This window comes from Seohaeicola nanhaiensis (assembly GCF_042654245.1).
Classification (GTDB): domain Bacteria; phylum Pseudomonadota; class Alphaproteobacteria; order Rhodobacterales; family Rhodobacteraceae; genus Seohaeicola_A; species Seohaeicola_A nanhaiensis.
Map to the genome: position 1 here is coordinate 243,869 of NZ_JBHSGI010000002.1, position 11,463 is coordinate 255,331.

The following is an 11,463-nucleotide window of genomic DNA, read 5'->3' on the forward strand; positions in this document are numbered from 1 at the left end:
CTTCGCGCGGCGCGGGTCCAGCGGGTTGCGCAGCAACCTGCCGCTGCGCACCCGTGTAGGAAAGCGCACCGGATGACACCCCGCCTGATCCTCGGTTCCGGCAGCCCGCGGCGGCTGGAACTTCTGGCCCAGCTTGGCGTCCGGCCCGATGCCGTGCGGCCTCCGGATATCGACGAAAATCCGCTGAAAGCGGAACTGCCCCGGCCCTATTGCGCCCGCATCGCGCGGGCGAAGGCCGAGGCGGTGCAAGCAGACCCCGGGGATATCGTGCTTTGCGCCGATACCACCGTGGCGCTGGGGCGGCGGATCCTGGGCAAGCCCGCCGATGCCGGCCAGGCGGCGGAATTCCTGATGGCACTGTCCGGGCGGCGTCACCGGGTGATCACCTCGGTTGCGGTGCGGCGCGACGGGCGCATCTGGCAGAAGGACGTCGGGAGCGCCGTGAAGATGAAGCGGCTGTCGGATCTGGAGCTGAATGCCTATCTCGCCACCGGCGACTGGCAGGGCAAGGCGGGGGCCTATGGCATACAGGGGCCGGCGGGCGCGCTGATTCCGTGGATTTCGGGATCGTTCACCGGCATCGTGGGGCTGCCGCTGGCCGAGACCGCCGGGTTGCTCATGGCGGCGGGCTATCCGCTGCATCGGGAGGTATCATGAAGGGCCGCGTCGTCGCACTCGACCACATCGGCGACCGCGAGGCCGCGGCGCTGATGGTGGACGGAGTTCTGGAAGACCTGTTCATCGCCAGCGACGCGCCGGCCCCGGGCACCATCTGGCGGGCCATTGCGGATCGGCCGGTCAAGGGTCAGGGCGGGATTTTCCTGACCACACCCGAAGGATCGGCCTTCTTGCGGCAGGCCGACGGTCTTGCGCCCGGCCAGCGTCTGCTGGTTCAGGTCATGGGCTATGCCGAACCGGGCAAGGCAGTGCCGGTCGGGCGCAAGCTGCTGTTCAAGAGCCGCTTTGCCATCGTCACGCCCGATGCGCCGGGCATCAACGTCTCGCGCGCGATCCGCGACGACGAAGAGCGCGAACGGATCCTCGAGATTGCCCATGAGGCGATGGAAGGCGCGGCGCACGGTCTGATCCTGCGGTCGTCCTGCGCGGGAGCCGAGGACGAGGCCATTGCCGCCGATATCGCCGCCATGCTGGGCGCGGCCGAAGCGGTGCTGAGCGATACGGGCACCGAGCCCGAGGTACTGCTGGACGGCGACGGGCCGCACATGATGGCCTGGCGCGAATGGACGGCGCCGGCCGAGGTGGCCGAGGGCCCCGGATCCTTCGACAGCCACGGCGTGACCGAGGCGATCGCGGCGCTGCTGCGGCCCGAGGAAAAGCTGCCCGGCGGCGGCAGCATGGTGATAGAGCCGACGCGGGCGCTGGTGGCGGTGGACGTGAACACCGGGGGTGACACCTCGCCGGCGGCAGGTCTCAAGGCGAACATCGCCGCCGCGCGCGCCCTCCCCCGCGCCCTGCGGCTGCGCGGCCTCGGCGGTCAGATCGTGATGGATGTCGCGCCGATGCCGCGCAAGGACCGCACCAGCTTCGAGAACGCGCTGAAATCGGCCTTTCGGGGCGATACGGACGAAACCGCGCTGGCCGGATGGACACCGCTGGGGATGTTCGAGTTGCAGCGCAAGCGGGGACGCCTGCCGCTGGCCCAGTTGCTGGCGCGCTGATCCCTCGCGGGGCATCGGCAAAAAAACCTCGGTCCCGCGAGGCCCGGGTGACGGCGACATAACGCGCCCGCACCCGGGTTCCGGCTATTATCCGTCGCCCTGATTATTGGTCTGCGCGCGTACCGAAAGACGGCCGAGGCGCGAGATGCGATAGGGGCTGCCCGAACGGGATTCGATGAGGCGTCTCCGGCGCAGGCGCTGGAACAGCTTCAGGTCGAAATCCGCCAGCACCAGACCTTCGCGGGTGAAACAGGTAACGGATGTGATCCGGGGGCCATCGCCCCTTTCGTGGAGTATGCGGCCGCCAAGGGCCAGAACGTGCAGGGCACGTTGCTCACGTCGTGAGATGTTCATTGGAGTCTCTTGTGAAAGATACGGAAAGACTCCCCGGACACGGAAGGTCCGGGGTTTCGGTCTTCACCCGGCTCTCTGACGCGCAGAGAGCCTTATCTCACAAGCTCTGACATCCAATCCTCTTGGAACGGGCGCCGGCCATGCCACCGCCCTGCGCGGGAAATACGGATCGCGTGGCGAGAGATCAACCCTGCGGCGTCAAAGCCGGTGCGTCACAAAACTTTTGCCGCGACGACACGCAGGCGTGACCGACTCGTGACAGGAGTGCCCCGCAAGCGACCGTGGGGGCCACATGCTGTATGTCAAGGAACTGACCCGCCGATTCGGGACCAACACCGCCGTCGACCGCGTCAGCTTCGAAATCGACCGTCCGATGATGGTCGGGGTGATCGGCCGGTCGGGTGCGGGCAAATCCACCCTGCTGCGGATGGTCAACCGCATGACCGAAGCGACGTCCGGGCAGGTCCTTTTCGACGGCGAGGACGTTCTGGCGCTGCGCGGCAAGGCCCGCCGGGCCTGGCAGGCCCGCTGCGCGATGATCTTCCAGCAGTTCAACCTGGTGCCCCGGCTCGACGTGGTCTCCAACGTCCTGCATGGCACGCTGAACCGCCGTTCGACGCTGGCGACCGTGTTCAACCTCTATTCGGCCAGCGACATTCACCGCGCCATCGACATTCTCGACCGGCTGGGCATCGCCGAACAGGCGGCAAAGCGGGCCGAGGCACTGTCGGGCGGCCAGCAGCAGCGCGTCGCCATCGCGCGCGCCCTGATGCAGGACCCGCGCATCATCCTGGCTGACGAACCCATCGCCTCGCTGGACCCGATGAACGCCCAGGTAGTGATGGCGACGCTGCGACGCATCCACGAAGAGGACGGCCGCACCGTCATCGCCAATCTGCACACCCTCGACACCGCGCGGCGCTATTGCGACCGGGTGATCGGGATGCGCGACGGTCGCATGGTCTTTGACGGCGCGCCCGAGCTGCTGACCACGCAGGTCGCGCGCGAGATCTACGGCGCAAACGCCGATTTCAGCGAGGCGGCAACCTCGACCGAGATCGAGACGCTGGAGCGCGCAGACGACAGCTATGCGCTGTCGATGATGGGTCCCTGACCCTGCCCCAAGTTCACCCGCGGGACCGGAGGGACCGGTGCCGCTTTTCCCGAAGGAGATACGGACAGATGAAACTCTTTCTCGCGGCGCTTCTCGCCACGACTGCCATCGCCGGACAGGCCATGGCGGATGACGCCAAGATCACCGAATTCAACATCGGCCTGCTGGGCGGCGAAAACGCCCAGGACCGTCTGAACAGCAACGAATGCCTGCGCGCCTATGCCGAGGAGGCCCTGGGCGTTCCGGTGAAGCTGTTTGCCCCGGCCGATTACAACGGCGTCATCCAGGGCCTGCTGGGCGGCACGCTCGACATGGCCTGGCTCGGCTCGTCGGGCTATGCGGCCACCTACCTGCAGAACCCCGATGCGGTCGAACCGGTGCTGGTCAAGGCCAACCTCGACGGCTCGTATACCTATCACTCGATCGGCTTTGCCCGCAAAGAAAGCGGCATCAAGTCGCTGGCCGACGTGAAGGGCAAGAAGTTCGGCTTCGGCGATCCGAACTCGACCTCGGGCTATCTGATCCCCTCCATCGAGATCCCCCAGATCACCGGCGCTTCGATGGAGCCCGGCAAGTATTTCGGCGAGGTCGTTTTCACCGGCGGTCACGAGCAGACCATCGTCGCCGTCGCCCATGGCGATATCGATGCCGGCGTGACCTGGGCCGATGGACTGGGCAACTGGGAAGACGGCTATAACTCGGGCGCGCTGCGCAAGGCCGTCGATGCCGGTCTCGTCAACATGAACGACATGGTCGAAATCTGGAAATCCAAGCCGATCCCGGAAGGCCCGGTCGTCCTGAAGAAATCGCTGCCGCAGGACGTGAAGGTCAAGATGACCGAACTGGTCCAGAACATGATCAACGTCGACAAGGATTGCACCTACGGCATGGCGGCTGGCGAAACCGCCGGCTTCGTGCCGATCACGCACGATTATTACGAGACGATCATCGAAGTGCGCCGGGCCAAGACCAACTGACCCTGCCTCACCGATACAGAGGCCCCGTGCTGTGCGCGGGGCCTTTTTGCAAGGATGCCCCGATGACCGATCACGCCGCCATGCTTCCCATGGACCGTCAGAACAGCTATCTCGCGCTGGTGCGTCAGCGCAGGCTGTACGGCAGCCTGTTGACGGTGCTCTTCGTCGTGGCACTGGTGGCCGGTTTCCGGGTGGCGGACGAACGCAACGCCGGCGGATTCTGGGACGGGTTGCCGCATATCCTGGATTTTCCCGCCGATGTGGTGACCGAGGCCTGGCAGCGCGCGGACGAACTGCCCGGGTTGCTGTGGCAGTATCTGCCCTCGCTGGTGGAAACGCTGAACATCGCGGCGGTCTCGACGCTGACTGGCGCCTGTGCCGCCTTCTTCCTGGCGCTGCTGGCGACCCGGGGTCTGGCACGCTGGCCGAGGCTGGTTGGCGTGTTCCGCCGCCTGCTGGACGTGCTGCGCGCCATTCCCGATATCGTGATTGCGCTGGTGTTGATCTTCCTCATGGGCGGCGGGCCGGTGCCTGCAATGATCGCCATTGCGCTGCACACGGCCGGCGCGCTGGGTAAGCAGTTTTCCGAGGTCAACGAGAACGCCGACCTGAAACCGCTGGAAGGCCTCGCCTCGACCGGGGCGGTCTGGGGCCAGCGGATGTGGCTGGGCGTGGTGCCGCAGGTGGCGCCGAATTACCTCAGCTACACGTTGCTGCGATTCGAGATCAACGTCCGCGCCTCGGCGATCCTGGGTTTTGTCGGTGCCGGCGGACTGGGTTACGAGCTGCGCAACGCGATCAGCTGGGGCATGGGGCGCTTTGCCGAAAGCGCCGCCATCTTCCTGCTGCTGTTCGGCACAATCGTTCTGTTCGACCAGCTGTCGTCGCAGTGGCGCGACAGGCTGATCCGCGAAAGGAGCCGGGCATGACCCTGACCGCCATCGACGTGATCCGCGCCCGCGCCGTTCACGACATCTCGCGCCGCCGCCTGCTGGCTTTTGCCGTTCCGCTGGGTGTTCTCGCCTACCTCGCCTATGTTTTCGTCGCCTTCGACATGGGCGGTCTCTGGCAGCGGATGCGCTGGGATCACATGTCGACCTTCGTGTCGGACAGCTACAGCTACAAGACCCACGTGACCCGGAACAACCGCTCGGGCGATGTGGTCGTGTCCATCGAAGGCGAGCGGAAAGGCACCTATGCCGCCGGCCGGCTGCCCGATTGGGTGCAACAGAGCGGCAACGAGACGCGGGTCGATTTGAGCGAGGGCCATGTCGTCACCTTTGCCGGCGACCGGGTGCTGATCGACATCCCAGAGGACAGCATCGAGGCGTGGCACGACGGCAGCGAGGTCCGGATCGACCGCAACGCCAGCGCCCTGCCCGGCTGGATCGACTATGCACCCACGCGGCTGGACGTGACGATGCCGGGCGGCCGCGTCTCGCTCACCCGCGCGCGCACCGAGGTGTTCCGCTATTTCCCGGGATGGGAAATGTTCTTCTTCACGCTGGAAAGTCCCTACTACGGCCATGGGCTGTTGGACCTGCTGACCGGGCCGCGGCTCGACCCGCAGCGTTCTAACCTTCGGGGCATGTGGCACGACTTCTGGCAGAATCCGGTCTGGCGCCACGGCGAGGTGCTGTGGGCGATGGGCGAGACGGTGCTGATGGCCTTTCTCGGCACTTTCGGCGCCGCCATCGTCTCCCTGCCGCTGGCCTTTCTCGCCGCCCGCAACTTTGCCCCGCTGGTGGCCCTGCGGGCGCTGGTGCGACGGGTCTTCGACTTTGCGCGCGGCGTGGACGGGCTGATCTGGACCATCCTGCTGTCACGCGCCTTCGGTCCCGGCCCGTTGACCGGATCGCTGGCGATCCTGCTGACCGATACCGGATCCTTCGGCAAGCTTTTCTCGGAGGCACTGGAAAACGTGGACACTCGCCAGATCGAGGGCGTGCAATCGACCGGCGCGAACGCGGCGCAGCGCTATCGCTTCGGCGTGATTCCGCAGGTGATGCCGGTGCTGCTGAGCCAGGTGTTCTACTACTTCGAATCCAACACCCGAAGCGCCACGATCATCGGCGCGATCACCGGCGGCGGCATCGGCCTGTTGCTGACGCAGGCGATCCAGACCCAGAAGGACTGGGAGGAAGTGACCTATTACGTCATTCTCATCATCCTGATGGTCTTTGCGATGGACGCATTGTCCGGCTGGATCCGTCGCCGCCTGATCCGGGGATAGGACATGGCCCGCCTCACATCCGACGCCCCGTTCCTGCATCCCGAGACCGAGATCACCGCCAGCCGGCTGGGCGCCTTCGTCGAGATCGGGCGCGGATCCCGCGTGGCTTTTTCAACGCTGGGCGACTACTCGTACTGCGACCGCTATGCCGACATTGCCAATGCGGAGATCGGCAAGTTCGCCAATATCGCCGCCTTCGTGCGGATCGGTCCGACCGATCACCCGATGCAGCGCGCCTCGCTGCACCATTTCCTCTACCGCTCTTCCGACTACTGGGACGATGCCGAAACCGACGATGCCTTCTTCGCGCATCGCCGCTCGCGCCTTGCGCGGATCGGGCATGACACCTGGATCGGGCACAACGCGGTGATCCGGCCCGAGGTGACGGTTGGCCACGGCGCGGTGGTCGCGTCTTCGGCGGTGGTGACCAAGGACGTCGCGCCCTATCAGATCGTCGCAGGCATTCCCGCGCGCCCGATCCGGGATCGATTCCCGCCAGATATCGCCGAACGGCTGATGACTCTGGCCTGGTGGGACTGGGATCACGCGACCCTGCGCGCACGCCTGGACGATTTCCGCTCGCTGTCCATCGAGGCCTTTCTGGAGCGCCATGCGCGCGCCTGAGCTGTCATGAAAACTTCACGAAGCTTCTGTTGCCGGTCGTATTGCATCCGGCTATTATTTGTCTAGTTGTATAGATAGACAAATCGCGAAGGTGTCGAAATGACCGCTGATCCCGCGACCAGACCCGGCTGGATGAGCCTGCTGGCCCGCGCGCCCGCCGCGCGTCTGGCGGAATTGACCGAGACGCTTGGCCCGCTGCCCGCGCATGAATGGCTGCGCCGCCCGGAAACCGGCGGCGTCATGGTGCGGGGCCGGATGGGTGGCACCGGCGCGGCCTTCAACCTGGGCGAGATGACCGTAACGCGCTGCGCGCTGAAACTGGCCGACGGCACGGTGGGTCACGCCTATGTCCAGGGCCGCGACCGCCGCCACGCGACCCAGGCTGCGCTGGCCGATGCGCTGTTGCAGACCGATCGCGCGGAAGAAGTGATGGACGCGGTGATTACCCCCCTGGCGCGCGAGGCGGCAGAACGGCGGGCGACACGGGCGGAAAAGGCCGCGGCCACAAGGGTGGAATTCTTCACGATGGTACGGGGAGAGGACCCATGAGCGAGGCTCTGAGCGGCGGCTTTGACACACCGTCGGTGCAATCGGCCCTGGCCTTTCGCGCCGCAATGACTGCCATGGCACGACCGGGCCGGATCGAAACGCTGGCGGGGGCCGCCGCGCCGGCCCCGGTCTCGCCGGCGGCGGCGGTGCTGCTGCTCACGCTCTGCGACGCCGAGACACCGGTCTTCCTGGCCGGTGCGCATGACCGCGACGCGGTGCGCGCCTGGCTGGCCTTCCACTGCGGCGCGCCGCTGGTGGCGCGGCGGGCCGAAGCGATGTTCGCCCTCGGCCGATGGGAAACGCTGGCCCCCGTCGCCGACTTCCCGGCGGGAACCCCTGAGTACCCGGACCGGGCCGCGACCCTGATCGTCGAGGTCGACGAACTGCACCCGGAAGGTGCAGGCCTGAGCGGCCCCGGCATCCTGGGCACCGCGCGGCTGTCGCTTCCCGAAGTTGCAGCCTTTCGCGCCAATCATGCCCGTTTCCCTCTGGGCTTTGACAGTTTCCTGACCTGCGGCAACCGCATCGCCGGCCTGCCCCGGTCTACCCGCGTGGAGGCAGGCTGATGTATGTTGCAGTCAAGGGCGGCGAGCGCGCCATCGCCAACGCGCATGACTGGCTGGCCGAGGAAAGGCGCGGCGATACCGCCGTCAACGAGCTGTCGCTGACCCAGATCCGCGAACAGCTGAGCCTCGCGGTGAACCGGGTGATGGCCGAAGGCTCGCTCTATGATCCCGACCTTGCTGCGCTGGCGATCAAGCAGGCGCGCGGCGACCTCATCGAAGCGATCTTTCTCGTCCGCGCCTATCGCACGACGCTGCCGCGCCTCGGCCAGTCGCGCCCGGTCGACACCGGGACCATGGCGTGCGACCGGCGGATCTCGGCCACGTTCAAGGACCTGCCCGGCGGGCAGGTGCTGGGACCGACGTTCGACTATACCCACCGCCTGCTTGACTTCCACCTGGCCGCCGAGGGGCTGGCGCCTCAGGCCGCGACGGCCCCGGCACCCGAGACGCCGATGCCGCGCGTGACGGACATGCTGGGACGCGACGGGCTGATCCAGGAGGAGCATGACGGCGGTGCGGCGCCGCGCGACATGACACGTGCGCCGATGGAATACCCGGCGGGGCGCGACCTGCGGCTGCAGGCGCTGACCCGGGGCGACGAGGGTTTCGTGCTGGGCATGGCCTATTCCACCCAGCGGGGCTACGGGCGCAACCATCCCTTCGTCGGCGAGTTGCGCATCGGCACGGTGGCGGTCGAGATGGAGATCCCCGAGCTGGGCTTTGCCATCGACATCGGCGAGGTGGTGCTGACCGAATGCGAGACGGTGAACCAGTTCACCGGGTCCAGGACCGAGCCGGCCCAATTCACCCGCGGCTACGGTCTGGTCTTCGGCCAGACCGAACGCAAGGCGATCTCGATGGCGTTGGTCGACCGGGCGCTGCGCTGGGAGGAACTTGGAGAGGAGAACACCGGCGCACCCGCCCAGGACGAGGAATTCGTTCTGAGCCACGCCGACAACATCCAGGCGACCGGATTCCTCGAACATATCAAGCTGCCGCATTACGTCGACTTCCAGTCCGAGCTGGAACTGGTCCGCAAGCTGCGCCGCGAGGCGGAGGCCGAGGAAATGCGGGAGGCGGCGGAATGAATGTTGTCCTCCTGGGTGCCGATGGCGCTTTGGTCGGGCGTTGCGCTGGTCGCCTCACCCTGACCCTCTCCCCCGAGGGGAGAGGGGATGGCGCTTTGGTCGGGCTTGGCGCTGAGCCCCGCGTCCCAGCCCGCTCCGAGGGAGCGAGCCACGCGCACCACAATCGCAACAGGTCCCCTCTCCCCTCGGGGGAGAGGGTTAGGGTGAGGGGCGCGCCCCCCTTAACCCATCCTTCACCATCGCGGGCGCAGACTGCGCCCCATGCGCCAGTCCGCACTCCAGACCTCTCGCGCCCGGCGGCTGCGCCGGGAGATGACGGCCGCCGAGCGTATCCTCTGGTACCAGCTGCGCGACCGGCGGCTCTGCGGGTTGAAGTTCCGCCGGCAGGTGCCGGTCGGCCCCTATATCGCGGATTTCCTCTGCCCCGAGCGGCGGCTGATCGTCGAGGCGGATGGCGGCGGTCATGGCGACTCCGCGACGGATGCAGCGCGCGATGCATGGCTCGCGCGGAACGGCTTTGTCGTGCTGCGCCTTTGGAACAGCGACATTCTCGACAACCTCCCGGGCGTTCTGACGCGGATCGCCGAACGCGCCGCCTGACCTGCGCCGCCCGGACCGAAGCGCGCACCGGAGGCCGGCATGACTGACTACAACTTCGCCTATCTCGACGATCAGACCAAGCGGATGATCCGCCGGGCGATCCTCAAGGGGCTGGCGGTGCCGGGCTATCAGGTACCTTTCGCCAGCCGCGAGATGCCGATGCCCTATGGCTGGGGCACCGGCGGCGTGCAGGTCTCGGCCGCAATCCTGGTGCCCGACGACCGCTTCAAGGTGATCGACCAGGGTTCGGACGATACCACCAACGCCGTCTCGATCCGCAAGTTCTTCGAGGCCACCGCCGGGGTCGCCACCACCACGCGCACGACCGAGGCAACGGTGATCCAGACCCGCCACCGCATTCCCGAGACGCCGCTGACCGAGGGGCAGATCCTGGTCTATCAGGTGCCGATCCCGGAACCGCTGCGCTTTCTCGAACCGCGCGAGGCGGAGACACGGAAGATGCACGCGCTGCAGGACTACGGGCTGATGCATGTGAAGCTTTACGAGGACATCGCCCGGCACGGCCATATCGCCACCTCCTATGCCTATCCGGTGCTGGTGCAGGACCGCTATGTGATGGACCCCTCGCCGATTCCGAAGTTCGACAACCCCAGGCTTGAAAGCGCGGCGATCCAGTTGTTCGGCGCGGGGCGCGAACAGCGCATCTATGCGCTGCCGCCCCATACGAAGGTGGTCAGCCTCGATTTCGAGGACCATCCCTTCGAGGCCAGCAAAGCCGATCACCCCTGCGGCCTTTGCGGCGCTTCCGACAGCTATCTCGACGAGGTGATCACCGACGACCGGGGATCGCGGCTCTTCGTCTGTTCGGATACCGACTATTGCGAAACCCGGCGCGCGGCGGGCCACACCGGTGCGATGGCGGCGCCCCAGGCGGAGGTGAACGCATGACCCCTCTCCTCTCCGTCCGAAACCTCGGCAAGCGCTATGGCGCCCGGATCGGCTGCGCGGATGTGTCTTTCGATCTCTACCCGGGCGAGATCATGGGGATCGTGGGCGAATCCGGGTCTGGCAAGTCGACGCTGCTCAACTGCATGGCCGGGCACATCGCGCCGGACGAGGGGCAGGTTCTGTTCGACACCCGCGACCGGGGGTTGATAGACACCGCGAAGATGTCCGAGCCCGAGCGGCGGATGCTGGCGCGCACCGACTGGGCCTTTGTTCATCAGAACCCGCGCGACGGACTGCGGATGGGCGTCAGCGCAGGCGGCAATGTGGGCGAGCGGCTGATGGCCGTGGGCGCGCGCAACTACGGCGCGATCCGCGCCAGCGCCACCGACTGGCTGGACCGGGTGGAGATCGCAGCCGACCGGATCGACGACCGCCCGCGCGCCTTCTCGGGCGGAATGCAGCAGCGACTGCAGATCGCGCGCAATCTGGTCACCGGTCCGCGCCTTGTCTTCATGGACGAGCCGACCGGCGGGCTGGATGTTAGCGTTCAGGCGCGCCTGCTCGATCTGCTGCGCACCCTGGTGCGGCGGATGGGGCTTTCGGCGGTGATCGTGACCCATGATCTTGCGGTGGTGCGCCTGCTGGCCGACCGGCTTATGGTGATGAAGAGCGGCCATGTGGTGGAACAGGGCCTGACCGACCAGGTGCTGGACGATCCGCAACACGGCTACACCCAGCTTCTGGTCTCTTCTGTATTGCAGGTGTGACCC

General features: G+C 66.8%; 14 protein-coding genes. 13 read left to right on the forward strand and 1 reads right to left on the reverse strand.

Annotated elements, in window-relative coordinates; genetic code table 11:
- Nucleotides 1-72 precede the first annotated feature (72 nt).
- Complete coding sequence (locus ACFO5X_RS01365) at nt 73-657, forward strand: Maf family protein (protein WP_380715166.1); 585 nt, start codon at nt 73-75, stop codon at nt 655-657.
- Nucleotides 654-1,679, forward strand: coding sequence for a ribonuclease E/G (locus ACFO5X_RS01370; RefSeq protein WP_380715168.1), 1,026 nt, complete (start codon nt 654-656; stop codon nt 1,677-1,679). Before ACFO5X_RS01365 ends, ACFO5X_RS01370 begins: the two co-directional genes overlap by 4 nt.
- An 87-nt stretch (nt 1,680-1,766) precedes the next feature.
- Here ACFO5X_RS01370 and ACFO5X_RS01375 read toward each other — a convergent pair whose 3' ends face one another.
- Nucleotides 1,767-2,033, reverse strand: coding sequence for a YjhX family toxin (locus ACFO5X_RS01375; RefSeq protein WP_380715170.1), 267 nt, complete (start codon nt 2,031-2,033; stop codon nt 1,767-1,769).
- A gap of 292 nt (nt 2,034-2,325) precedes the next feature.
- Between ACFO5X_RS01375 and phnC the strand changes: the two genes are divergently transcribed.
- The 11 genes from phnC (at nt 2,326) to phnK (ending at nt 11,460) form a co-directional block, all read left to right on the forward strand.
- Nucleotides 2,326-3,147, forward strand: coding sequence for a phosphonate ABC transporter ATP-binding protein (gene phnC, locus ACFO5X_RS01380; RefSeq protein ID WP_380715172.1), 822 nt, complete (start codon nt 2,326-2,328; stop codon nt 3,145-3,147).
- A 68-nt stretch (nt 3,148-3,215) separates the two neighbouring features.
- Nucleotides 3,216-4,124: a phosphonate ABC transporter substrate-binding protein gene (gene phnD / locus ACFO5X_RS01385; protein ID WP_380715173.1), complete on the forward strand. Its 909-nt coding sequence runs from the start codon at nt 3,216-3,218 to the stop codon at nt 4,122-4,124.
- 62 nt (nt 4,125-4,186) lie between these two features.
- A complete protein-coding gene (gene phnE / locus ACFO5X_RS01390; RefSeq protein ID WP_380715174.1) occupies nt 4,187-5,053 on the forward strand; it encodes a phosphonate ABC transporter, permease protein PhnE in 867 nt (288 codons plus the stop codon).
- Nucleotides 5,050-6,357 (forward strand): phosphonate ABC transporter, permease protein PhnE, encoded by a 1,308-nt coding sequence (gene phnE / locus ACFO5X_RS01395; RefSeq protein WP_380715175.1) that lies wholly within the window; start codon nt 5,050-5,052, stop codon nt 6,355-6,357. Before phnE (ACFO5X_RS01390) ends, phnE (ACFO5X_RS01395) begins: the two co-directional genes overlap by 4 nt.
- A 3-nt stretch (nt 6,358-6,360) precedes the next feature.
- On the forward strand, nt 6,361-6,981 hold the full coding sequence (locus tag ACFO5X_RS01400) for an LbetaH domain-containing protein (RefSeq protein ID WP_380715177.1): 621 nt from the start codon (nt 6,361-6,363) through the stop codon (nt 6,979-6,981).
- Between the two features lie 99 nt (nt 6,982-7,080).
- Nucleotides 7,081-7,530 (forward strand): phosphonate C-P lyase system protein PhnG, encoded by a 450-nt coding sequence (gene phnG / locus ACFO5X_RS01405; protein ID WP_380715179.1) that lies wholly within the window; start codon nt 7,081-7,083, stop codon nt 7,528-7,530.
- Complete coding sequence (gene phnH / locus ACFO5X_RS01410) at nt 7,527-8,096, forward strand: phosphonate C-P lyase system protein PhnH (RefSeq protein ID WP_380715181.1); 570 nt, start codon at nt 7,527-7,529, stop codon at nt 8,094-8,096. The genes phnG and phnH overlap by 4 nt, the downstream gene beginning before the upstream one ends.
- Nucleotides 8,096-9,184, forward strand: a complete 1,089-nt coding sequence (locus ACFO5X_RS01415; protein WP_380715183.1) for a carbon-phosphorus lyase complex subunit — start codon at nt 8,096-8,098, stop codon at nt 9,182-9,184. Before phnH ends, ACFO5X_RS01415 begins: the two co-directional genes overlap by 1 nt.
- Before the next feature lie 261 nt (nt 9,185-9,445).
- Entirely contained in the window at nt 9,446-9,784 is a 339-nt protein-coding gene (locus ACFO5X_RS01420; protein ID WP_380715185.1) for an endonuclease domain-containing protein, read from the forward strand.
- A 39-nt stretch (nt 9,785-9,823) separates the two neighbouring features.
- Nucleotides 9,824-10,693, forward strand: a complete 870-nt coding sequence (locus tag ACFO5X_RS01425; protein ID WP_380715187.1) for an alpha-D-ribose 1-methylphosphonate 5-phosphate C-P-lyase PhnJ — start codon at nt 9,824-9,826, stop codon at nt 10,691-10,693.
- A complete protein-coding gene (gene phnK, locus ACFO5X_RS01430; protein WP_380715189.1) occupies nt 10,690-11,460 on the forward strand; it encodes a phosphonate C-P lyase system protein PhnK in 771 nt (256 codons plus the stop codon). Before ACFO5X_RS01425 ends, phnK begins: the two co-directional genes overlap by 4 nt.
- The last annotated feature ends 3 nt before the right edge of the window (nt 11,461-11,463 follow it).